Annotated in this window: 24 protein-coding genes; all 24 read right to left on the minus strand. The window is 65.2% G+C overall.

Annotation, left to right across the window (positions count from 1 at the left end):
• Positions 1-95: 95 nt before the first annotated feature.
• Positions 96-2,042: a bifunctional 4-hydroxy-3-methylbut-2-enyl diphosphate reductase/30S ribosomal protein S1 gene (locus tag B5G43_RS03860; protein WP_087259155.1), complete on the minus strand. Its 1,947-nt coding sequence runs from the start codon at positions 2,040-2,042 to the stop codon at positions 96-98.
• Complete coding sequence (locus B5G43_RS03865) at positions 2,039-2,647, minus strand: lysophospholipid acyltransferase family protein (protein WP_087259156.1); 609 nt, start codon at positions 2,645-2,647, stop codon at positions 2,039-2,041. The genes B5G43_RS03860 and B5G43_RS03865 overlap by 4 nt, the downstream gene beginning before the upstream one ends.
• The gene (cmk, locus tag B5G43_RS03870; protein WP_087259157.1) at positions 2,644-3,321 is read right to left on the minus strand and encodes a (d)CMP kinase; all 678 of its coding nucleotides are present in this window, start codon (positions 3,319-3,321) and stop codon (positions 2,644-2,646) included. The genes B5G43_RS03865 and cmk overlap by 4 nt, the downstream gene beginning before the upstream one ends.
• Entirely contained in the window at positions 3,311-4,588 is a 1,278-nt protein-coding gene (locus tag B5G43_RS03875) for an NAD(P)/FAD-dependent oxidoreductase (RefSeq protein WP_275532311.1), read from the minus strand. Before B5G43_RS03875 ends, cmk begins: the two co-directional genes overlap by 11 nt.
• A gap of 1 nt (position 4,589) precedes the next feature.
• Entirely contained in the window at positions 4,590-5,465 is an 876-nt protein-coding gene (locus tag B5G43_RS03880; protein ID WP_087259159.1) for a MurR/RpiR family transcriptional regulator, read from the minus strand.
• 128 nt (positions 5,466-5,593) lie between these two features.
• Positions 5,594-6,301: a pseudouridine synthase gene (locus B5G43_RS03885; protein WP_087259160.1), complete on the minus strand. Its 708-nt coding sequence runs from the start codon at positions 6,299-6,301 to the stop codon at positions 5,594-5,596.
• Between the two features lie 21 nt (positions 6,302-6,322).
• Complete coding sequence (locus B5G43_RS03890) at positions 6,323-7,423, minus strand: D-alanyl-D-alanine carboxypeptidase family protein (protein WP_087259161.1); 1,101 nt, start codon at positions 7,421-7,423, stop codon at positions 6,323-6,325.
• Positions 7,424-7,482: 59 nt separating this feature from the next.
• Positions 7,483-7,896: a GerW family sporulation protein gene (gene ytfJ, locus B5G43_RS03895; RefSeq protein WP_087259162.1), complete on the minus strand. Its 414-nt coding sequence runs from the start codon at positions 7,894-7,896 to the stop codon at positions 7,483-7,485.
• On the minus strand, positions 7,886-8,518 hold the full coding sequence (locus tag B5G43_RS03900; RefSeq protein ID WP_087259163.1) for a DUF2953 domain-containing protein: 633 nt from the start codon (positions 8,516-8,518) through the stop codon (positions 7,886-7,888). The genes ytfJ and B5G43_RS03900 overlap by 11 nt, the downstream gene beginning before the upstream one ends.
• The gene (scpB, locus tag B5G43_RS03905; RefSeq protein ID WP_087259164.1) at positions 8,515-9,111 is read right to left on the minus strand and encodes an SMC-Scp complex subunit ScpB; all 597 of its coding nucleotides are present in this window, start codon (positions 9,109-9,111) and stop codon (positions 8,515-8,517) included. The genes B5G43_RS03900 and scpB overlap by 4 nt, the downstream gene beginning before the upstream one ends.
• A 16-nt stretch (positions 9,112-9,127) precedes the next feature.
• Complete coding sequence (locus tag B5G43_RS03910) at positions 9,128-9,916, minus strand: segregation/condensation protein A (protein ID WP_087259165.1); 789 nt, start codon at positions 9,914-9,916, stop codon at positions 9,128-9,130.
• Positions 9,917-9,925: 9 nt separating this feature from the next.
• A complete protein-coding gene (locus B5G43_RS03915; RefSeq protein WP_242960443.1) occupies positions 9,926-10,627 on the minus strand; it encodes a site-2 protease family protein in 702 nt (233 codons plus the stop codon).
• A gap of 82 nt (positions 10,628-10,709) precedes the next feature.
• Complete coding sequence (locus tag B5G43_RS03920) at positions 10,710-11,462, minus strand: fumarylacetoacetate hydrolase family protein (RefSeq protein WP_087259166.1); 753 nt, start codon at positions 11,460-11,462, stop codon at positions 10,710-10,712.
• The gene (gene yihA / locus B5G43_RS03925) at positions 11,459-12,058 is read right to left on the minus strand and encodes a ribosome biogenesis GTP-binding protein YihA/YsxC (protein ID WP_087259167.1); all 600 of its coding nucleotides are present in this window, start codon (positions 12,056-12,058) and stop codon (positions 11,459-11,461) included. Before yihA ends, B5G43_RS03920 begins: the two co-directional genes overlap by 4 nt.
• A 63-nt stretch (positions 12,059-12,121) precedes the next feature.
• Positions 12,122-14,536 (minus strand): endopeptidase La, encoded by a 2,415-nt coding sequence (gene lon, locus B5G43_RS03930; protein ID WP_204244504.1) that lies wholly within the window; start codon positions 14,534-14,536, stop codon positions 12,122-12,124.
• Between the two features lie 112 nt (positions 14,537-14,648).
• Positions 14,649-15,965: an ATP-dependent Clp protease ATP-binding subunit ClpX gene (clpX, locus tag B5G43_RS03935; RefSeq protein ID WP_087259168.1), complete on the minus strand. Its 1,317-nt coding sequence runs from the start codon at positions 15,963-15,965 to the stop codon at positions 14,649-14,651.
• A gap of 87 nt (positions 15,966-16,052) precedes the next feature.
• Positions 16,053-16,634, minus strand: coding sequence for an ATP-dependent Clp endopeptidase proteolytic subunit ClpP (gene clpP / locus B5G43_RS03940; RefSeq protein ID WP_087259169.1), 582 nt, complete (start codon positions 16,632-16,634; stop codon positions 16,053-16,055).
• Positions 16,635-16,755: 121 nt separating this feature from the next.
• On the minus strand, positions 16,756-18,045 hold the full coding sequence (gene tig / locus B5G43_RS03945) for a trigger factor (RefSeq protein WP_087259170.1): 1,290 nt from the start codon (positions 18,043-18,045) through the stop codon (positions 16,756-16,758).
• Between the two features lie 142 nt (positions 18,046-18,187).
• Entirely contained in the window at positions 18,188-18,874 is a 687-nt protein-coding gene (locus B5G43_RS03950) for a metallophosphoesterase (RefSeq protein WP_087259171.1), read from the minus strand.
• A 13-nt stretch (positions 18,875-18,887) separates the two neighbouring features.
• Complete coding sequence (gene thrC, locus B5G43_RS03955; protein WP_087259172.1) at positions 18,888-20,372, minus strand: threonine synthase; 1,485 nt, start codon at positions 20,370-20,372, stop codon at positions 18,888-18,890.
• A complete protein-coding gene (locus B5G43_RS03960; protein WP_087259173.1) occupies positions 20,360-21,304 on the minus strand; it encodes a dipeptidase in 945 nt (314 codons plus the stop codon). The genes thrC and B5G43_RS03960 overlap by 13 nt, the downstream gene beginning before the upstream one ends.
• A 35-nt stretch (positions 21,305-21,339) precedes the next feature.
• Positions 21,340-21,708, minus strand: coding sequence for a YraN family protein (locus tag B5G43_RS03965; protein ID WP_087259174.1), 369 nt, complete (start codon positions 21,706-21,708; stop codon positions 21,340-21,342).
• Complete coding sequence (locus tag B5G43_RS03970; RefSeq protein WP_087259175.1) at positions 21,705-22,319, minus strand: ribonuclease HII; 615 nt, start codon at positions 22,317-22,319, stop codon at positions 21,705-21,707. Before B5G43_RS03970 ends, B5G43_RS03965 begins: the two co-directional genes overlap by 4 nt.
• The gene (gene ylqF / locus B5G43_RS03975; RefSeq protein WP_087259218.1) at positions 22,306-23,184 is read right to left on the minus strand and encodes a ribosome biogenesis GTPase YlqF; all 879 of its coding nucleotides are present in this window, start codon (positions 23,182-23,184) and stop codon (positions 22,306-22,308) included. Before ylqF ends, B5G43_RS03970 begins: the two co-directional genes overlap by 14 nt.
• Positions 23,185-23,196: the final 12 nt, after the last annotated feature.

A 23,196-nucleotide genomic window follows, 5' to 3' on the forward strand; every position in this document is an offset into this window, starting at 1 on the left:
AAGAAAAATCCGCGTCAAGTCCCGGAAAAAATGCCGTGACGGGGTAAAAAAAGGCCCGCTTTCCTATGGAAAGCGGGCCCAAAAAGGACTCTGGATTACTCCTCGTCCGCCTCGGCCTCGGCGCGCTTGGCGTCCTCCAGCAGAGCACGGATGGACAGAGACACCTTCTTGTGCTCGAAGTCGATGTCGGTGATCTTCACGTCCACCATCTGACCCTCGCTGAGCACATCACCGGGCTTGTCGATGCGGTGATCGGCGATCTGGGAGATGTGGATCAGGCCGTCCACGCCGGGAACGATCTCGGCGAAGGCGCCGAAGGTCATCAGCTTGACCACCTTCACGTTGGCCACGGAGCCCACGTCGTAGGTGGAGGTGAACTTGGACCAGGGATCCTCGGTGCGGTCCTTCATGCCCAGGGAGATCTTCTTCTTCTCCTTGTCGGCGGAGATGACGTACACCTCGACGGTGTCGCCAACCTTCACGACCTCGCTGGGATCCTTGATGCGGGACCAGGACAGCTCGGAGATGTGGACCATGCCGTCCACGCCGCCGATGTCCACGAAGGCGCCGTAAGAGGTCAGGGACTTGACCACGCCGGTGTAGCGCTTGCCGTCCTCGATCTCAGCCCAGACCTTAGCGGCCTTCTCGGCGCGCTCCTCAGCGGCCACGGCGCGGATGGAGCCCACCACGCGGCGACGGGCACGGTTGACCTCGGTGATGCGCAGGCGCACCATCTGCTTGACCAGCTCGCTCATGGAAGCGCTGCGGGGCAGACCGGTCTGGGAGGCGGGCACGAACACGCGGATGCCCTTCACATTGACGACGACGCCGCCCTTGTTCTCCTCGGTGACCAGACCCTCGACCACAGTGTGGTCCTCCTTGGCCTGCTCGATATCGTCCCAGCTCTTGACGGTATCCAGGCGCTTCTTGGACAGGGTGACAACACCCTCCTGATCGTTGACACGCATGACGTAGGTCTCGATCTCCTCGCCGACCTTCACGATGTCCTCGACCTTCACAGTGGGATCGTCACTCAGCTCAGACACCGGTATGTAACCGGCGTGCTTGGTGCCCAGATCGACATAGATCTCAGTGGGGGTGATGCCAGTGACAACACCCGTGACCTTCTCCCCTGTATTTAAAGTTTTGATCGATTTCTCCAGCATCTCAGCGAAGGATTCCTCGATCTCCATGTTTTCTGCGCTCATTTTGTCATAGACCTCCTTTATAATCCACCCGGGCGTCGATGCACCCGCGGTGATTCCTATGGAAGCCTTCCCATACAGGTCGGAAGGTTCCAAATCCTCGCCCCGTTCGACCCACAGGACCGTGGGGCAGAGGGCAGCGCACAGCTCGGTGAGACGCCTGGTGTTGGAGCTCTCGCGACCGCCGATGACGATCATTCCATCGTTCCGGGCCGCCAACTCCTGGGCCTCACTTTGCCGTTTACACGTAGCATTACATATTGTATCAAAAATTTTTAAATTTGTACACTGTTTTTTTGCAATTTCTACGCAGAAATTCCACGCATTTTGAGTGGCCGTGGTCTGCGAGACCAGTGTAAGAGGCAAACCGGGGCGTTCAGGGTCCTCCGACAGCCACTCAGCCAGGGCTTTGCCCCCCGAAAGCACCACCGGAGAGCGGCACCAGCCGGCGATGGCCTGCACCTCCGGGTGGGTGGGCGTGCCGATGATGACACAGGTGCGCCCCTCGTCCTCCGCCTGGGACACGATGCGGTGGATGTGGGAGACGTTGGGGCAGGTGGCGTCGATGATGCGGGCGCCCCGGCGCTCCAGCGCCTCAAAGACCGCCCGGCTCTCGCCGTGGGAGCGGATGATGACCGCTGCGCCGGACGGCACGTCCTCCGGGCGCTCCACCAGGCCCACGCCCAGCGCCTTCAGGCGCTTGATCTCGCTCTCGTTGTGGATGATGGGGCCCAGCATGACGCAGGGCTCCCCCGCCGCCGCGGCCTCCTCGGCCAGGCGCACCGCCCGCTTCACGCCGTAGCAGAATCCGGCGGACTTGGCCAGCTCCAGCTTCATCCCGCCAGCTCCTTCAGCGCCCGGATGCGGCTCATCAGGTCCGCGGTAATGGCCTCATACTCCTCCTGGGTCCCCTTGCGGGTGGCCACGGTGGGGGTAAAGGGCTCCCCGATCACCACCGGCGTGCGGCGGAACCACTTCTTCTTCTCGGGGATGTACACCGGCAGGATGGGCACGCCGCAGCGCACCGCCAGCATGGCCGCACCGGCCTTGGGGTGGCTCACCTCGCCCCGGCTCTCATGGACCCGGGTGCCCTCGGGAAAGACCAGGACCTTCTCCCCTTCCCGCAGGTACTTCATGGCCTGCTTCACCGCGCCGATGTCGCTCTTGCCCCGCTCCACGCCGAAGATGCCGGCCTTGGCCAGCAGGAAGCCCACCACCGGGATACGCAGGAGCTCGGCCTTGGCCATGGGGCGGATCTGATTCTTCAGGCGGAAGGCGAAAGCCAGGTACAGCGGGTCGCTGTCACTGGTGTGGTTGCAGCAGATCATCAGTCCACCCTCGGGGATGTGCTCCCGTCCGATGACCCGGCCCGGATGGACCAGATTGAAAAAGGGATAGACGATGCAATAGAGGAAGTTGTACCAGCGTCTCGTGCTCTTCATGCCAGCACCCCCGCCCGGATCACGGACAAAAGCCGCTCCAGGCTCTCCTCCAGGGAACAGCCGGTGGTGTCCACCTCCACAGCGTCCTCCGCCCGGCGCAGCGGCGCGGCCGCCCGGCCGCTGTCCTTGGCGTCCCGCTCCACCAGGTCCTTCAGAACCTCCTCGTAGGCCTCGGGCGTCCCCCGCTGCTGCAATTCCTCCCAGCGGCGGCGGGCCCGCTCCTCCGGCGAGGCGGTGAGGAACACCTTCACATCAGCCGCCGGCAGGACCACCGTACCGATGTCTCGGCCGTCCATCACCACGTCGTTGCGCCGGGCCAGATCCCGCTGCATATCCATCAGGTGGGCCCGGACCTCCGGGATGGCCGACACGCCTGAGGCGTAGCGGGAGACCTCCGGCAGGCGGATGGCCTGACTCACGTCCTCCCCGTTGAGGTACATCCGCTGCATCCCGTCCCCGCCGTGGCGGAGATCGATGGCACAGTCCTCCAGAAGCGCCACCACGGCCGCCCCGTCCTGCGGGTCCACGCCCCGGCGCAGCGCGGCCAGACCCAGCGTGCGGTAGATGGCTCCGGTGTCCACATAGAGGTACCCCAGAGCCGCGGCCACCTGTCGGGCCAGGGTGCTCTTTCCGGCCCCGGCAGGCCCGTCGATGGCGATACTTTTAAAACCCATGTCCGTTTGCTCCTTCCCCGTCTTGCAGAAACTGAGCGGCGCCCGCTCCCGCCGCCCGGCCAGTCGACCAGGCGATCTGGAGGTTGAAGCCGCCCGTATAGGCGTCCACGTCCAGCAGCTCTCCCGCCAGGAAGAGCCCCGGCGCCTTTTTGGACGCCATGGTGTGGGGGTCTACCTCCGACACCTTCACCCCGCCGCTGGTCACGATGGCCTCGGCGATGGGGCGCGGCCCGGCGATGTCCACCCGGAAGCCCTTCAGGAGCTCCAGAAGAGCCCGGCGCTGTCCCCGGGTGACGGCGTTCACCGGCGTGTCCCCCGGGATGCCGCTGCGCTTGACCATCACCGGGATCATCAGCCGGGGCAGCAGCCCCTCCAGCACGTTGTGGAGGGCGCGGTTGGGGCTCTCGCCGAAGTCCCGCAGCAGCCGCTGGTCCAGCTTCTCCTCGTCCAGTGCCGGCTTCAGGTCGATGAGGACATGGTACTGCCGTTTACCAAAATCCCGCATGTGGGCGCTGGCACTGAGGATCAGCGGCCCGGACAGGCCGAAGTGGGTGAAGAGCAGCTCCCCCTGCTCGGCGTAGACCGTCTTTTTCCGGTCGTCCCGCACCTTGATGGCCACGTTGCGCAGAGAGAGGCCCTGCATGGCCTTGCAGTCCTCCCCCACCGCCTCCAGCGGCACCAGGGAGGGCTTGGGCGGCAGGATGGTGTGGCCCACCGCCTCGGCCATGGCGTAGCCGTCACCGGTGGAACCGGTGCCTGGGTAGGACGCGCCGCCCGTGGCCAGGACCACCGCCCCGGCGGGATAGCGTCCGTGCTCCCCCTGTACGCCGGTGACCGCGCCGGTCTCATCGGTAAAGAGAGACACCGCCCGATCCTCCGTGATGGCTACCCGGCTGCGGCGCAGGGCCAGAAAAAGGGCGTCCACGATATCGGCGGCCTTGTCGCTCTCGGGAAAGACCCGGTTGCCCCGCTCGGTCTTGAGCGGGACCCCCAGGGCACGGAAATACGCCTTGACCTGCTCCGGCGGGAAGCGGGTCACGGCGCTCATGAGAAACTTGGGATTGCGGGGCACGTTCTCCAGCACCTGGGCGGGAGAACAGTCGTTGGTCAGGTTGCACCGGCCCTTGCCGGTGATGTAGATCTTGCGTCCCACCTTGGGGTTGCGCTCCAGAAGGCGCACATCTGCGCCCAGCTCGGCGGCGGTCAGCGCAGCCATCATCCCGGCCGCGCCGCCGCCCACCACGACGATCTCGTTTGAATCCGCCACGTTACGCCCCCGTCTCCGGCTCGGCCTGCTCATAGACCTGGTACTCCGCCCAGATCTTCTCCAGAGCCCCGAAGGTCTGGGAGAGGTCGCTGTTCTTCCGACGCCCGATGGCCACGATCAGGGCATTGACCAGGCTCAGCGGGGCCACCAGGGAGTCCACGAAGGAGGCCATGTCGCTCTTGGCCATGAGGGTGTGGGTAGCGATGGCGGCCAGCGGGGAGGTCTCGCAGTCAGTGATGGCCACCACCCGCGCGCCCCGGTCCCGGGCGAAGGTCATGGCGTTCACCGTGCGGCGGGAGTAGCGGGGGAAGCTGATGCCGATGATGACATCCTCCGGGCCGATGTGGAGCATCTGCTCAAAGACCTCGCTGACCGAGGTGGTGTGCATGAGCACCACGTTTTCGAAGATGAGATTGAAGTAGAAGCCCAAAAAGCTGGCCAGCGCCGTGGCAGAGCGCACGCCCAGGATGTAAATGCGCCGGGCGGACACGATGGTGTCCACCGCCCGCTCGAAGCTGCCCCGATCCACGTCCTCCAGGGTCATGCGGATCTTCTCCACGTCGGACTGCATGACCATGGACAGCACGTCCTGATCGCCGATGCGGTCGTTGGACACCTCGATACGCTGGATGGAGGTGAGCTTGTTGCGGATCATCTCCTGAAGGGCCTTCTGCATGGCGGGATATCCGTCATAGCCCAGCTCCGCGGCGAAGCGGACCACCGTGGACTCGCTGACGTTCACCGTCTTGCCCAGACGGCTGGCGGTCATAAAGGCCGCTTTGTCGTAGGAATCCAGGATAAAGTGGGCGATCAGCTTCTGCCCCTTGGAAAAGGTGCTCATATTGTTCTGTATGGCAGCCAGGATGTCTTTTGGCATCGCCGGTCCCTCCTGTCGTTTGCCCGGGTCCGGGCAAGGGTTCATCTTAATATCATAGCGGCAAGCGACCCAAAATGCAAGAGGGCTTTGCAGGATTTGCGTAATTTTCGTGCAAGTGTCGTGTAACGTCAGCGCAGGCCCAGCTGATGACGCTCCTCTTCCGTCAAAAGACGCCACCGGCCCACCGGCAAATCGCCCAGGCGCAGCGCCCCCTCCCGCACCCGGCGCAGGCGGCGCACCTGCAGTCCGGCCAGGGCGCACATCCGCCGCACCTGGCGGTTCTTCCCCTCGTGGATGGTCACCGAGAGGACGCTCTCCCCCTTCTCCCGGCCCAGCAGCTCCACCCGCGCCGGGCGGAGAGGCACGCCGTCCAGGGTGATGGGCCCGCGCAGGACCGGCAGGGCTTTTCCTGCGTCGCCGGTGACCCAGACGTGGTACTCCTTCTCCACCTCGTGACTGGGGTGGATGAGGCGGTGGGTGAGCTCCCCGTCATCGGTGAGGAGGAGCAGCCCCTCCGAGTCCAGGTCCAGCCGGCCCACCGGCCACACCCGGGCGGGGCAGCCCTTCACCAGGTCGGCCACCGTTTTCCGGCCCTTCTCATCGGAGAGGGTGGTCACGTAGCCACGAGGTTTGTTCAGCATCAGGTAGGTCCGCGCCTCTCCATGGCGCAGGGGCTTGCCGTCCACCCGGATGTCGTCCCGCTCCGGGTCGGCCTTGTCCCCCAGGGACGCGGCGCGGCCATTCACCGTCACCCGCCCGGCCAGCAGATATTGCTCCGCACCCCGGCGGGAGGTCACCCCCGCCGCCGACAGGATCTTTTGCAGCCGCTCTTCCAAAGCCCTCTCTCCTTTTTCTCTCTAATCGGACCCCAGCCACAGCAAGCGCAGCCAGTCCAGCAAAGACCGCTCTCCCGCCCGCAGGTCGGAGACGCTCTGCGTGACCACCAGCGGGGTCTCCCCCACCGTCTCGCCGTCTAAGGTAAAGACCATCCGGCCCACGGTCTGCCCCGCTTCCAGGGGGGCCTCCAACGTATCAGGCAGCTCCACGGTCTGCTCTACGGTTTCTCCGGACTCCAGGGCGCAATACACGCTCTCCCCTGCTGCCACGGAGACCAGACCGGGCACCGCCCCTGTCACTGGGAGGGTGGCGATCTCCGTTCCCGCTGCCACCAGCTCGGTGCGGGGGAAGGTGGAAAAGCCGTAGTCCAGCAGCTCCGCGTGGTCGGCCCAGTCGTCCCGGTCGTTGAGGGTGACGGCAATCAGGGTCTGGCCCTCCCGCTCCGCCGCCGACACCAGGGTGCGCCCGGCCTTCTGGGTGTACCCCGTCTTAAGGCCGATGCAGCCCTCATACCGCCAAAGAAGCTTGTTGTGGTTCAGGAGGGTACGCGTCCCGATGGTGGTCACCGGGGTGGCGGCAATTTTGGCCAGCGGCTCCACCGACAAAAAGGCCCGGGCCAGCCTGGCCAGGTCCGTAGCGGAGGCGTAGTTCCCCTCATCCTCCAGGCCGCTGGGGGTGGAGAAGTGGCTCCGGGTCATGCCCAGCTCCGCCGCCGTTTCGTTCATCCGCTCGATGAAATCCGAGCTGTCCCCGCCGCAGGAACCCGCCACCGCCTCCGCTGCGTCGTTCCCCGACACCAGCAGCACGCCGTAGAGCAGCTCCTCCAGGGTGAGCCTCTCCCCCGCCCGCAGGTACAGGGAGGAGCCCTCGATCCCCGTCCACTCCGGCTTGATCTCCACCACGCTCTGGAGGGTGGGGTCGTACTCGTATGCCACCAGGGCGGTCATCAGCTTGGTGGTGGAGGCGATGGGCAGGGCCTCGTCCCCGTTCTGAGACCAGAGTATCCGGCCGGAATCGCCGTCCATCAGCACCGCACCCTTGGCGGAAACCGACGGCCCGGCCCCCAGGGCCGGGCCGCTCAGCACCGACAGGATCAAGAATAACGCCGTAGCGCGCTTCATGGGGCATCACCTCGCAGTAAGATGCCATCAGTATGCCCCGGTCTGGTCCAGAATATTCCTTACAGGACCTCGCCCTGCTCGTCCTTTTCCTTCTTCCGGCTGTCCAGGTAGTCAGTCAGACGGTCGACGAGCTCGGGCACCATCTCCACCACCCGGTCGGCCGGGCCCACCGCGGGCTGGGCCACCGGCAGCAGGCGCACGGTGTCCCCCTTGATGACCAGGAAGGACACGGGCTTGACCTTCACGCTGGCGCCGCCGCCACCGCCGAAGATGTTGTTGGACTTCTCCTTCTGGGTGTTCAGATCCAGATCGCTGCCGCCCGAGGCGAAGCCCACGCTCACCTGGGAGATGGGCAGGATGGTCACGCCGCCGGCCTCAATGGGGTCGCCCACCACGGTGTTCACATCCACCATTTCCCGGATTTTCTCCATGGTGGTCTGCATCAGGTCGTTGATGGAGTTCTTATTTTCCATGATTGATCGCCTCTTTCTCGTTGGATGGCGCCGCGTCTCCGCCCCGGTCCAGGCGGCGGACGGCCTGCGGCAGGAACCAGAAGGTGAATACCACGAGCTGCCCCAGGGTCAGGGAAATGTCCGCCCGGAGATGGACCCGGGTGGATTCCGCCTCGAAGTCCACGGACGTGGAGATGCGGCGCTCCCGCACCTGAAAAGCATGCTCAAAAAGGGGAAGGATCATACCCAGAAGGGCATTGGCGCCGCCGTACAGGAGGGCCGTGTCCCCCGGGTCGGAGCCGCCCACCGTCAGGCGGAGCTCCAGAAGGTCCACGCGGATGGCCCGGCGCAGACGCCCGGCCGCCTCACACACCAGCGGCAGCCAGGTCTCTAGAAGTTCGGCGATCCCGGAAAAGGAGGCGGGTGCTTCCGGCGTTTTCGGGGGCTTGTCCGGCTTGGGGGCCTCCGCCTTTGCGGGCTTCCGCTTCTTTTTCCGCAGGGGCCAGACCTGCACACGCAGCAGGCCCACCCGGGCCCGAACGGTAAACTCAGTCCCGTTCCAGAGGACGCTCCCCCCCAGCCGCAGGCGGCTGAGCAGAAACAGCGCCGCCGCGATCAGAAGGAGGACCAGCGGCCACCTCATGGCTCCACCGCCTCTTCCTCTCCCCGCAGCTGGGCCAGTCGCTCCTCCAGGGCCCGACCGGTCTTTTCCTCCTCGGTGGACACATTGGGCAGATCCGGCAGATCGTTCAGATTGCTCAGCCCGAAGGAGCGCAGGAAGGCCTGGGTGGTGCGGTACTGGATGGGCCGGCCAGGCACCGGCAGGCGCCCGCACTCCTCGATGAGGCCCCGGTCCACCAGCATGCTGACGGTATAGGCGCTGTCCACGCCCCGGATCTGGTCGATATAGGCCCGGGTGATGGGCTGAAAGTAGGCGATGACTGCCAGCACCTCCAGCGCCGTCTGGGACAGGCGGGCGGGGCGTCGGCTCTCCAGCGCCCGGCGGATGACCTCCGCGTGCTCCGGCGCGGAGCAGAGCTGATAGGAGGTGCCCAGCTGCAAAAGCCGCATCCCCCGCCGCTCGAAGCGGTAGCGGTCGGCCAGACGGCGGCAGGCGCCGTCCACGCTCACACGGTCCAGGTCCAGCGCCATACACAGCCGCTCCACGCCCACCGGCTCACCGGAGGCAAAGAGCACCGCCTCGATGGCTGACTCCACTTCACGTTGTACGTCCAAGGCTTCCGCCCTCCTCTCAGCCCGCCTCTTCGCTTTGGTCGGCGCCCTCCGACACGGCGGTGACGGTACAGTCCCGCTCGTTGCCGGTCAGGCGCACCCGGCGGTCCTTGCACAGCTCCAGCACCGCCAGGAAGGTGGCCACAATCTCCGAGCGGCTGCGGCTGCCGCGGAACAGAGAGCGAAAGCCCATCACGCCGAAGCGCAGCAGGCGCTGCAGCACCTCAGCGGCCTTGTCGGCCACCGGGTAGGGTTCCCGGCCCACGATGCCCTCAAAGGCCGCCATGGGCGGCGGCAGCTTCCGGCCCGTGCGGGAGAGGACCTCCATTACGGCCCGGCGCAACTCCTCCGCCGTGTGCTCGTACTCATAGGAGCGGGCGGGCAGGGGCTCCGGCGTTTTCACGAGAAAATCCCGTCCCACTGCGTAGCGCCGCTCCAGCAGGGGCAGCACCGCGCGCACCCGGGAGCGGCTTTCGCTGCGCTGGTGCTCCTCCAGAGAGGCGATGAGCTGTTCCATCTCGCTCAGCGCCTCCTCGTCCTTGATGGACAGGAGCATCCGGGTCTTGATGAACATGAGTTGGGAGGCCATGGTGACGAATTCGCTGGCCACGTCCAGGTCCAGCTCCCGCCGCCGGGCCATCCACGCCAGATACTGGTCTAAAATCAAGGAAATCTGAATATCCTTGATCTCCATTTTGTTCTTGCTCAGCAGATGTAAGATAAGGTCCAGCGGTCCGTTGAAATCCTCCAGGTCGGCCTCCGCCCGGACCCGGACCACCTTCTCCAGATGATAAATGGGACTGTCCATACCGCTCCCCTACCCCAGAATGGCCTGGGCGATGGCGTAGTACGGGAAGCTGGACCACTGGAACAGCAGGTCGAACACCGCGTTCCGTGCGGCCAGCAGGGGCCCATCCAGCACCCCGGTCCACAGCACCAGCACCAGGGCGATCATCCCGTAGCGCTCGTACCGCAGGATGTTGTAGTAGGTCTGGTCCGGCAGGAAGGCCCCCAGGACCTTGGACCCGTCCAGCGGCGGAAAGGGGATCAGATTAAAGATACCCAGACCGATGCTCAGATAAGCGGTGATCAGCAGAAAATCCAGCATCCACGCCAGAATGGCGCTGTTGGGCCACAGGGCATAGCTCAGTCCCGCCAGCGCCGCCCGGAGCAGCAGCGCCAGAAAGGCCAGCACGAAATTGGACACCGGCCCGGCCAGCGCGGTGATGGCCATGCCGCTCTTGGGGTTTTTGAAGTAGTTGGGATTCACCGGCACGGGCTTGGCCCAGCCGAACCCCGCCACCAGCATCATCAGTGCGCCGAAGGGGTCCAGATGCCGCAGGGGGTTGAAGGACAGGCGGTGCATCTGCTTGGCCGTGGGGTCCCCCAGGGCCAGCGCCGCCAGGCCGTGGCAGGTTTCATGGACCGTCAGGCACAGCAGCACCGAAAAGGCCTGCATGAGCAGATATAGCAGCCCCTGCCAGTCCATGTGTTGAAAGAATTGGGAAAATGCGTTCAATCAGTCGTCCTCCTCTGTACGGGGCGGTTCTTCTGACGGGTTGAATTATACCAAGTTTTTCCCCGGTACACAAGGCGGAACGTCATACGATGTGGCTGCGCAGGACGCCGATGCCCCCGATCTCCACCTCCACGGTGTCGCCGGGGTGCATGGGCCCGATGCCCGCCGGGGTGCCGGTGGTAACCACGTCGCCGGGCTCCAGGGTCATGGAGGCGGTGATGAATTCCAGCAGCTCCGGCACCGCCGTCATGAACTGACTGGTGCGTCCGGACTGCACCACCCGGCCGTTGAGCCGGGTCTCCACCGGCAGGTCCGCCGGGTCCACCTCGTCGGTGACCAGGGGGCCGATGGGGGCAAAGCCGTCCATGCTCTTGCCGCGGCTCCACTGTCCGTCTCCCTTCTGGATGTCCCGGGCGGTGACGTCGTTGAGGCAGGTGTAGCCCAGAATGTAGTCGGCAAAATGCTCCGCCTTCACGTCCTTGGCGCGGCGGCGGATGACGAAGGCCAGCTCCCCCTCATAGTCCAGACGCTGGACAAAGCCAGGCGCGTGGACCTCCCCTTCGGGGTGGTTGAGGGTGTTGGGGGCCTTCAGGAAGAGCATGGGCCGCTCGGGCACCCCCTCCCCCATCTCCATGGCGTGGTCGTAGTAGTTCTTGCCCACACAGACGATCTTGGTGGGCTCGCAGGGGGCCAGCAGGGTGCAGCTGCTCAGCGGCAGGCTCTCCCCGTCATAGCACACCCCCTCGTAGGGCGGGCAGGCCAGGGTGCGCACGGTGTCGCCCTGGAGCACGCCCCACACGGGCTTCTCGTCCCGCAGGATACGGACGTATTTCATTGCATTCCCTCCCGATGGGCCTCCACCAGAGCCAGAAGCACGTCCCGGCCGTTCCCCTTCTCCGCGGAGAACGGGATGAGCGGGGTGTCCTCATCCAGGGAGAGGGTCTCCCGGATGCGCTCCAGATTGGGCTCGATCTCACTCTTTTTCAGCTTGTCCAGCTTGTTGGCCACCACGGCAAAGGGCTTGCCGCTGTTCTGGAACCACTCCGCCATGGTGCAGTCGTCCGCCGTAGGCTTGTGCCGGGCGTCCACGATGAGCACCCCCAGGGTCATGAGGGCGGGGTCGGCAAACCAGCTCTCGATGAGGCGGCCCCAGCGGGCCTTCTCCGCCTGGGAGACCTTGGCGTAGCCGTAGCCCGGCAGGTCCACCAGATAGAGCTTCTTGTCAATGAGGAAATAGTTGATGTGGGTGGTCTTTCCGGGGGAATTGCCCACCCGGGCGAAGTTTTTCCGCCCCAGCAGGCGGTTGATGACCGAGGACTTGCCCACGTTGGACCGCCCGGCAAAGACGATCTGGGGCAGGGCGTCCCGGGGAAAGTCGGCGGCCTTGGCGGCCGAGCGGACAAACTCCGCGTTGTTCAGGTTCAGCGGCACTCTCGTCGCCCCTTTCTCACACGCCCGCCGCCCCATACCGGAGCGGCGGGCAGGATTGCTCTCTCACTGCTGGAGGTTCAGCCCGCCGGTGCGGCAGGCGCTCTCCCCCTGGACCGGCTCCGCGCCCGGAGCGGGCTGAGCGGGGTCCAGGCCCAGAGCCTGGGCCAGCACCGCGTCCACGTGCTCCACCGGGATGAAGTGGAGGGCGGCGCGGACGGTCTGGTCGATCTCCTCCAGGTCCTTCTGATTGTCGGCGGGGATGAGGACGGTACGGATGCCGCCACGGAGCGCGGCCATGGTCTTTTCCTTCAGCCCGCCGATGGGCAGCACCCGGCCCCGCAGGGTCACCTCGCCCGTCATGGCCAGCTCCCGCTTCACCGGGATGCCGGTGAGGGCGGAAACCATGGCGGTGGTGATGGCGATGCCGGCGGAGGGGCCGTCCTTGGGGACCGCACCCTCGGGGAAGTGGACGTGGATGTCCTTCTTCTGATAGAAGTCCGGCTCCAGCCCCAGGCGGTCGGCCCGGCTGCGGATGTAGGTGTAGGCCGCGTGGGCGCTCTCCTTCATCACGTCGCCCAGGTTGCCCGTGAGCTCCACCTTGCCGGTGCCGGGCACCACGGCCACCTCCACCTCCAGGATCTCGCCACCCACGCTGGTCCAGGCCAGGCCGTTGACCACGCCCACCTGCTCGGTGAGGGCCACCTTCTCGGGGTGGTAGCGGCGCACGCCCAGCAGCTCCTCCAGGGAGTCGCCGGTGACGGAGAGGCTCTTCTCCCCCGCCACGATGCGCATGGCGGCCTTCCGGCACACCGCGCCCAGCTCCCGCTCCAGCACGCGCACGCCCGACTCCCGGGTGTATCCGGCGATGATCTCCCGGATGGCCCCGTCGGTGAGCTTGAGCTGGCTCTTCTTCAGACCGTGGCGCTTGAGCTGCTTGGGCAGCAGGTGGCGCTTGGCGATCTGGAGCTTCTCCTCGTCGGTGTAGCTGGTCAGCTCGATGACCTCCATCCGGTCCAGCAGGGGCCGGGGGATGGTGTCCAGGGTATTGGCGGTGGTGATGAAGAGGACGTCGGACAGGTCGAAGGGCACCTCCAGGAAGTGGTCCCGGAAGGTGCTGTTCTGCTCGGCGTCCAGCACCTCCAGCAGGGCGTCAGCCGGGTCGCCCCGGTGGTCGGCCCCCAGCTTGTCGATCTCGTCCAGCAGCAGGATGGGGTTACAGGACCCGGCCTGCCGGATGCCGGCGATGATGCGGCCGGGCATGGCGCCGATGTAGGTCTTGCGGTGGCCGCGGATGTCGGCCTCGTCGTGGACGCCGCCCAGAGAGATCCGGGCCAGCTTCCGGTGCAGGGCGTGGGCCATGCTCATGGCGATGGAGGTCTTGCCCACGCCGGGAGGGCCCACCAGGCAGAGGATCTGCCCCTTCAGGTCGGGAGAGAGCTGCTTGACCGCCAGAAACTCCAGCATCCGCTCCTTCACCTTCTGAAGGCCGAAGTGCTCGGCGTCCAGCACCTTGCGGGCCGCCTCCACGTCCACCCGGTCCTTGGTGCGCTTGCCCCAGGGGAGCTCCAGGCACACGTCCAGATAGTTGCGGATGACGGTGGCCTCCGCCGAGCCGAAGGGCTGCTTCTCCAGGCGGGAGACCTCCTTGAGGAGCTTCTCCTCGGTCTCCTTGGGGAGCTTGGCCTTCTCGATGCGCTGGCGGTACTCGGCCACCTCGTTCTCGGCGCCGGCCTCGCCCTCCCCCAGCTCCTGCTGGAGGACCTTGAGCTGCTCGCGGAGGTAGTAGTCCCGCTGGTTCCGGGACAGGCCGTCCCGCACCCGGCTCTGGAGCTCCAGCTCCAGCTCCAGCACCTCCAGCTCCCGCTTGAGCTGCTGATAAAGCCGCTCCAGACGGCGCACCGGGCGCAACTCCTCCAGGATGGCCTGCTTGTCCCCGGCCCGCATGACGATGTTCTGGGCGATATAGTCGGCGATGTACCCCGGGTCCTCGCTGGACAAGAGGTTCATCAGGATATCGGGGGTCATCTTGGGCGCCAGCTCCACGTACCGCCCGAAGAGCTCATACGTCTGGCGGATGAGGGCCTCGGTCTTGGCCGAGTTGCGCACGCGCTCCTCCACCGGGATCTCCTCCACCGTGCCGCTGAGGTACGGGGTGAGCTGGGTGAGACCGGTCAGCCGTCCCCGGGCAGAGCCCTCCACCATGACCCGCACGTTGTCGCCGGGCAGACGCAGGATCTGCTTCACACTGGAGATGGTACCCACCCGGCACAGATCCTTTTCCCGGGGGGCCTCCACCGCCAGGTCCTTCTGGGCCACCAGAAAAACGGGGCTGCCGTTGGTCATGGCCTCATCTAGGGCCTTGATGGAAATGTCCCGGCCCACGTCGAAGTGGAGCAGCATGTTGGGGAACACGGTCAGACCCCGCAGGGCCAGCACCGGCATCTCCACGCCGGAGGCGATGTGCTCTTGCTCTGTCATAAATCCTTCACTTCCCTTCCGGAAGGTCGTTGTAATTGCTGCGCGGTCCGAAAAAACGGCCGTTAACAGCGCGGGCGGGGCAGCGCCTGCCCCGCCCCTGTATCACTTTTTATCAGGACACGTTGCCCCGCAGAGGAGCGCCGCCCTGCTCCGAGCGCAGCGCAGCGCCGCCCAGACGGGGCCGCTCGGTGCGCTTGGGGTCGTGCTCCACCTGGGGCGGGACGTGGTCCCGCACGCTCTCGGCGGTGATGGTCACCTTGGAGATAGTGGGGTCGGAGGGCACGTCGTACATGACCTGGGTCATGACCTCCTCCAGCACGGCACGCAGGCCGCGGGCGCCGATCTCGCGCTCGATGGCCTTGTCGGCCGCCGCCTCCAGGGCCGCGGGCTCGAACTCCAGGTCCACCATGTCGTACTCCAGCAGCTTCTGGTACTGCTTCACCAGCGCGTTCTTGGGCTGGGTCAGGATCTGCACCAGCTGATCCTTGTCCAGCGCCTTCAGGGCGGTGATGACGGGCAGACGGCCCACCAGCTCGGGGATGATGCCGAACTTCAGCAGGTCGTGGGGCTGGATCTCCCGATAAATGGCGTCGTTGCGCTCGGTCTTGCTGTGGATCTCCGCGCCGAAGCCGATGCTCTTCTTGTCCAGACGCCGCTCGATGATCTTCTCGATGCCGTCGAAGGCGCCGCCGCAGATGAAGAGGATATTCTTGGTGTTGATCTGGATGAACTCCTGGTGGGGGTGCTTCCGGCCGCCCTGGGGCGGGACGTTGGCCACGGTGCCCTCCAGGATCTTCAGCAGAGCCTGCTGCACGCCCTCGCCGGACACATCCCGGGTGATGGAGGTGTTCTCGCTCTTGCGGGCGATCTTGTCGATCTCATCCACGTAGATGATGCCTCGCTCGGCCAGCTCGATGTCGAAGTCGGCGGCCTGCACCAGGCGCAGCAGGATGTTCTCCACGTCGTCGCCCACATAGCCAGCCTCGGTGAGGGTGGTGGCGTCGGCGATGGCGAAGGGGACCTTCAGGATGCGGGCCAGGGTCTGGGCAAAGAGGGTCTTGCCGCTGCCGGTGGGCCCGATGAGGAGGATGTTGCTCTTCTGGAGCTCCACGTCCTCTCCCCCGCCGAAGTAGATGCGCTTATAGTGGTTGTACACCGCCACCGAGAGGGCCACCTTGGCCTCCTCCTGGCCGATGATATACTGGTCCAGCACCTGGCGGATCTCCCGGGGCGTGGGGATCACGTCGGGCACATCCAGGCTGGTCTCCGGATCGTCGGCGCTGTAATCCTCGTCCAGGATGCTCATGCACAGCTGCACACACTCGTTGCAGATGTAGGCCCCGGGGCCGGCGATGATGCGGGCCACCTGCTCCTGATGCTTGCCGCAGAAGGAGCAGCGGACCGACTTGTGTTCGTCATTTTTTGCCATGTTCTTACCTCGGTTACAGGCACAGCGTGCCGATTCAGACATGCCGCGGAGGAGCGGGCGCAAATCGCCCCCGCTCCCCCGGGCTCGTTACCGCTGATAGATGACCTTGTCGATGAGGCCGTACTCCTTGGCCTCCTCGGCAGACATGAAGTTGTCACGCTCGCAGTCGGCGGTGACCACCTCCAGAGGCTTGCCGGTGTTGTCGGCCAGGATGCGGTTCATCCGCTTCTTGATGATCTCCAGCCGCTTGAGGTGGATGGCCATATCGGTGATCTGACCCTGAGTGCCCGCGGAGGGCTGGTGGATCATGATCTCGGCGTTGGGCAGGGCGATGCGCTTGCCCTTGGCGCCGGAGGAGAGCAGGAAAGCTCCCATGCTGGCCGCCATGCCGATGCAGATGGTAGACACGTCGCACTTGATGTACTGCATCGTGTCATAGATGGCCATACCGTCGGTCACACTGCCGCCGGGGCTGTTGATGTAGAACTGAATGTCCTTGTCGGGGTCCTGGGCCTCCAGATAGAGCATCTGGGCCACCACCAGACTGGCCGTGGTGGCGTTGACCTCCTCCCCCAGGAAGATGATACGGTCGTTGAGCAGGCGGGAGAAGATGTCGTAAGACCGCTCTCCCCGATTGGTCTGCTCTACTACATAGGGAACTAAACTCATGTCTCGGTACTCCTTTGATTCGATGTCGGGTCCGGGAAGCCCCGTCCCGGCCATCCTCTCCGGCCCGGCGGGCATCCACACACAGAGTATACCCGCATGCTGGAGGATTATACCAGACCGATTACTCGGCGGCCTTCTCCTTGGCCACGCCGGTGCTGAAGACCACCTCGGCGGCCTTCTCGCGGCACATGTCCTTCTTCAGGTCGTCGGCCACCAGGACCTTGCGCAGCTCCTCCTCGGGCATGCCGTACTGGAGAGCCAGCTCCTTGATCTTGGCGTCGGCCTCCTCGTCGGTGACCTCGATGTTCTCGGCGGCCACGATGGCGCCCAGGGCCAGATCGCTCTGCACCTGCTTGAGGGCGCTCTCCTTGGCCTGCTCCTTCATCTGGTCCATGGTCATGCCCATCATGGCCAGGTACTGCTCGAAGGCGATGCCCTGAGAGGCAACACGCTGAGCGTAGTTGTTCACCAGCTTGTCAGCCTCGTAGTCCACCATGGCGTCGGGGATCTCCACCTCCATGTTGGCCACGACCTGCTCCATCAGGGCGTTGCGGAAGGCGTTCTTGGCGTTCTCCTCGCGGTGCTCCTTCAGCTTCTCGGCCAGGCTGGTGCGGAAGGCCTCCAGGGTGTCGAACTCGGACACGTCCTTGGCAAACTCGTCGTCCAGCTCGGGCAGCTTCTTCTCCTTGACCTCGTGGACCTTGACCTTGAACACCACGGGGGCGCCGGCCAGCTCAGTGGCGTGATAGTCCTCGGGGAAGGTGACGTTGACTTCCTTCTCGTCGCCGGCCTTGGTGCCAACCAGCTGATCCTCGAAGCCGGGGATGAAGGAACCGGAGCCCAGCTCCAGGCTGTGGCCCTCGGCCTTGCCGCCGTCAAAGGCCACGCCGTCCTTGAAGCCCTCGAAGTCGATGACCACGGTGTCGCCGTTCTGAGCCTCGCGCTCCACGCTCACCAGCTCGGTGGCACGGTTGATGTAGGGCTTCAGCTCGTTGTCCACGTCCTCGTCGGTGACGTTGACGGTCTCCTTCTCCGCGGTCAGGCCCTTGTACTCGCCCAGCTTGACCTCGGGACGGACGGTGACCTTCGCCTTGAAGGTGAAGCCGTCCTTGTTGACCTCCTGGATCTCCACGTCGGGCCAGGCCACCACGTCCAGCTTCTCCTGCTCCACGGCGGTGGCATAAGCCTCGGGATAGATCTCGTTGATGGCGTCCTCATAGAACACGGCGGAGCCGTACATGCCCTCGATGACCTTCCGGGGGGCCTTGCCCTTGCGGAAGCCGGGGATGCTGATCTTGCCGCGCTGCTTCTTGTAGACCTTCTCGATGGCGGCCTCGAACTCGTCGTGACCGACCTCGATCACCAGTTCAACGATGCTCTTTTCCTGCTTTTCGACGCTCTTGACATTCATGTTGTTTACTTCCTCCTATCGGTTCTGCCCGGCGCGCTGCACCGAAGGCAGTGGCCTTATTGCATGATCTGTATAAGTGTATCAGAACTGCGCTCAGATTTCCAGCGTTTTTGTAAAAATTCTTTGGATTCTCCCAATTCGGTCAATCCAGAATCTTTTTCGGGCGGAATCCCAGGTAATCCGCGGCGATCAGGCGGTATTCCACCCCCTGCACCGCCCCTTCCACCGCCAGGCGGTGGCTGCCGCCGTGGAGATGACCATAGTAGCAGGTGCGCACCTGGTAGCGCTCCAGCAGGTCCAGGATCTCGGGACAGGTGTAGCCCTGGTAGCAGGGCGGGTAGTGGAGAAAGCACAGCTTCTCCCGCTCCCCCGCCGCCTTCAGGGAGGTCTCCAGGCGAATGAGCTCCCGGCGGAACACCTTCTCATTGTGTCCGCCGGCGTCCTCCTCATAGAACCAGCCCCGGGTGCCGCACAGGGCGAGGTCCCCGTAAAAATGGCAGTTGTTGTGGAGCAGCGTCAGGTTGGAAAAGCCCTCCTCCTTCCAGAAGCGCTCCATTTTCGTGGCGGTGTTCCACCAGTAGTCGTGGTTGCCCTTGAGGACGATCTTCCGCCCCGGGAACTCCTCCAGAAAGGCGAAGTCCGCCCGGGCGTCCGGGAGGCTCATGCCCCAGGAGATGTCTCCGCAGAGCACCAGGGTGTCCCCCTCCTTCAGGAGGCTCAGGCCCTCCCGGAGCTTGTCCACGTACCCGGTCCAGGCGCCCCCGAACACCTCCATGGACTTGTTCACTGAAAGGGAGAGGTGGGTGTCCCCCATCACATACAGTGCCAAAGGAACACCTGCCTTATTTCAGGAACTCCAGCACCCGCTGCGCCAGCTCGTCCTTGGTGGTCACCTGGCCGAAGCGGGTACGGCGGTCCTTCAGGATGGCCAGGGAGCGGGGCGGCTTGATGCCGGTGAGCTCGGAGAGCTGGTCGATGACCGCCAGGCCCTCCCCCGGCTGCTTGCCCAGGGCGGTGAGCACGTCGGAGCAGAACTTGTAGGGGCTGGCAGTGGAGACCACGATGGTGGGGGTCTCATCCTCAGTGGCGGCCCGGTAGTCCTCCAGGACCTTGAAGGCCACGGCGCTGTGGGGATCGGCCAGGTAGTGGTTCTCGTTCCACAGCTTGCGGATCTGGGCCTTGGTGGCCTCGTCGTCGCAGAAGCCGGCGGCGAAATCCCGCTGGAAGCGGGCCTTCACCGCGTCGCTCACCTCGTAGCGGCCGGAGGCGGCCAGCTGCTCCATGTAGCTGCGCACCTCCGCGTCGTTGCGGTCGGCGTACTCAAAGAGCATCCGCTCCAGGTTGGAGGAGATGAGGATGTCCATGGAGGGCGAGATGGTGTTATAGAAGGTGCGGTTGCGGTCGTAGAGGCCGGTGCGGATGAAGTCGGTGAGGACGTTGTTGGCGTTGGAGGCGCAGATGAGCCGGCCCAGAGGCACGCCCATCATCTTGGCATAGTAGGCGGCCAGGATGTCGCCGAAATTGCCGGTGGGCACGCAGACGTTGACCAGATCGCCCTTCTTGATCTTCTCCTCCCGCATCAGGTCGCAGTAGGCCGACACGTAGTAGACGATCTGGGGCAGCACACGGCCCCAGTTGATGGAATTGGCAGAGGAGAAGAAATACTCCCGCTCGGCCAGCTTGGCCCGCAGGTCCTCGTCGGCGAAGAGGCGCTTGACGCCGCTCTGGGCGTCGTCAAAGTTGCCCTCCACGGCGCACACGCCCACGTTCTCGCCCTCCTGGGTGAGCATCTGGAGCTCCTGGATGGCGGAGACGCCGTCCTTGGGATAGAACACCAGGATGCGGGTGCCCTTCACGTCCCGGAAGCCCTCCATGGCCGCCTTGCCGGTGTCGCCGGAGGTGGCCACCAGGATGCAGGCGGTCTTGCGCTCGGCGGTCTTTTCCAGGGAGGCGGTGAGCAGATGGGGCAGCATCTGCAGCGCCATGTCCTTGAACGCGCAGGTGGGCCCGTGCCACAGCTCCAGGCTGTACGTATTGCTGTCGATCTCCCGGACCGGGGCCACCTCCCGGGTGTCGAACTTGTTCTCACCATAGGCCCGCTTGGCGAACGCCGTCAGCTCCGACGCGGTGAAGTCGTCCAGATAGGGCTTCATCACATACACCGCCCGCTGCTGATAGCTCATATCCCGCATGGTGTCCAGCGCGTTCTGGGACAGCTTGGGGAACACCTCCGGCGTGAAGAGCCCGCCGTCCCCGGCCAGGCCCTGGGCGATGGCCTCGGAGGCCAGGCGCTTGACGCCCTTGTTTCTCGTGCTTACATAGTACATACTTCGTTCACTACCCTCATCAGATTATCGAAAAAGATGGCGTGCACCAGCATCTCGGAATAATTCCGCCGGAGCAGCCCCTCGTAAAGCGATCCCAGGTCCTGGATGCCGGTGATCCCGTCAGGGAAACAATCGCCGCACCCGTCCAGATCCCCGCCGATGCAGATGCTGCGCTCCCCGCCCAGGGACAGGAAGTGCTCGATGTGGGCGATGGCGCCGTCCACGGTGGCCGGCTCCCCCACAAAGGCCCGGAACAGGTTCAGCCCCGCCACGCCGCCGGAGCGGACGATGGCGGAAAACATGTCGTCGGTGAGATTGCGCCTCTCCGGGCACACGGCGCGGGCGTTGGAGTGGGTGGCCACAAAGGGCCCCTTCACCAGCTCGGCCACATCCCAGAAGCCCGGGTCGGACAGGTGGGATACGTCCACCAGCATCCCCAGCTCCCCCATCCGCTGAACAAAGGCGCGACCCTGGGGGCTCAGGCCCCGCTCCGTCTCCTCCACGATGGAGCCCGAGAGGGCGTTTGCGTAGTTCCAGGTCAGGGTCACTGCCCGGACGCCCCGCTTCCAGCCCGCCTCCAGGCCCTCCAGGGAGCAGCCCAGCAGCTCCGCCCCCTCCACCGAGAGGACGGCGGCGCATTTCCCGGCATCCAGCGCGGTACGGATCTCGGCCCCGGTACGGCACTGGGCCATCCGGTCGCCGTTGGCCGACAGCTCCTCCTCGAAGAAACGGCAGCCCACCTCAAACACCGTCTCCGGCGACGCGCCGCCGCCGGGGATCACGTCGGGCTCAGGAAAGAGGGCGAAGAACTGGGCCCAGGGCCCCAGTGCTCTCCCCCGCTCCAGGTCGATGTTCCCGGCGTTGTGTGCCAGCCGCGTCCCCTCCCGGAGACAGCGGGTCAGGGTGTCACAGTGTGCGTCAAAAAGCTCCATGTCATCCCCTCCAGTTTCGCCCCTTCCCCGGAGGGTCAGAAGGCGTTTTCGAGATAGCGGATTTTAGGCGCGGGCGTGTTTACCCCATCCGGGGCCAGCACCTCCGCCACATCAAGGCGGGGCTGCTTTTCGGTGGGGTGCGTGCTGAGGTAGCACTCCGCCGTGGTGCGCAGCCGCTGCTGCTTGCGGGCGTCCACCGCCTCCGCGCCGCTGACCGGGCCCTTGCCGCTGCGGAGCTTCACCTCCACAAAGGCCAGAAACTTCCGGTTCTCCGCAATGAGATCGATCTCTCCGAAGCGGGTGCGGTAGCCCGAGGCCACCACAGTCCACCCCTTCTTCCGCAGGTATTCGGCCACTTGCGCCTCGCCCCAGCGGCCCAGAAGGGTGCGCTCTCCCCCGCTCACAGATTTTTCAGGAACGTACGGCGGTGGATGGGCGAGGGCCCATACTGCCGCAGTTTTTCATAATGTAGGGCCGTGCCGTATCCCTTGTGCTTCTCAAAGGCGTACTGGGGATACTGGACGGCCATTGCCTCCATAAAGCGGTCCCGGCTCACCTTGGCCAGGATGGAGGCCGCCGCGATGGAGGCGGACAGGCTGTCCCCCTTCACCACCGTGCGGTGGGGCGCGGTGATGGCCGCGCCTTTCCCCTTGTCCCGGTTGCCGTCGATGAGGGCGAAGTCTGCCGGAGGGTCCAGCTGGTCGATAGCCAGCTGCATGGCCTTCATCCGGGCGGTGAGGATGTCGGTCTCATCGATCTCGGCGGCGTCCACAGAGGCCACTGCCCAGCTCACCGCCTGCTCCCGGATGAGGTCAAAGAGGACATCCCGCTTCTTGGCGCTCAGCTTTTTGGAGTCGTTGAGGCCGGGAAGCTCCAATTCGCGTGGGAGCACCACCGCCGCGGCGTACACCGGACCGGCCAGGGGGCCAGCCCCCGCCTCGTCGCAGCCGCACACGATTGCGTGTCCCTCCGCCCAGGCCTCCCGCTCCAGGGTCCACAGGTCAGTCGGCTCCATGCTCATCCTCCTGCTCCCCCTCGTCGGGGAACTCCAGGGTGAACTTGCCCAGCTTGCCCGAGCGGTACTCGTCCAGCAGCACCCGGGACATGCGCTCGGTGTCCGGCTCGCCGCCGGAGATGAGGAAGCCACGCTTCTTCGCCGCCCGCTCCAAAAGCTCCCAGCCCGCCGCGTCGGGGTCGGGCTCCAGCTTGTAGCGGCCCAGCGCGTCCGGGTAGCGGGTGTTCAGCAGCTCCATAAAGTGGCAGGCCAGGGTCTCCACATCCACGATCTCATCCTTCACCGCGCCGGTAAAGGCCAGGTGCAGGCCGGTGGTCTCGTCCTCGAACTTGGGCCAGAGGATGCCCGGGGTGTCCAGCAACTCCAGCGAGGAGTCCACCGACACCCACTGCTTGCCGCGGGTCACGCCGGGGCGGTTGCCCGCCTTGGCGGACTTGCGCTTGGCCACCTGATTGATAAAGGTGGACTTGCCTACATTGGGCACGCCTACGATCATGGCCCGGATGGGTCGGCCCACCTGACCCTTGGCCTTCCACTGCTCCAGCTTCTCCTTCAAAGCCACCTTGGCGGCAGCGGAGAAGTTCTGCACACCCTTGCCGTCCCGGGCGTTGGTCTCCAGGACCGTGTAGCCCCGGGCGCGGAACCAGCCCCCCCACACCTTATTCATGGCGGGATCCGACTGGTCGGCCCGGTTCAGGACCAGAATGCGGGGCTTGCTGCCCACCAGCTCGTCGATGTCCGGGTTGCGGCTGGACACCGGGATGCGGGCGTCCACCACCTCGGCCACCAGGTCCACGTATTTGAGATCTTCCGCGATCATACGCCGCGTCTTGGTCATATGACCGGGATACCACTGTATATTGATGGCGATCAGCCC

The organism is Flavonifractor sp. An92, assembly GCF_002159175.1.
Classification (GTDB): domain Bacteria; phylum Bacillota; class Clostridia; order Oscillospirales; family Oscillospiraceae; genus Pseudoflavonifractor_A.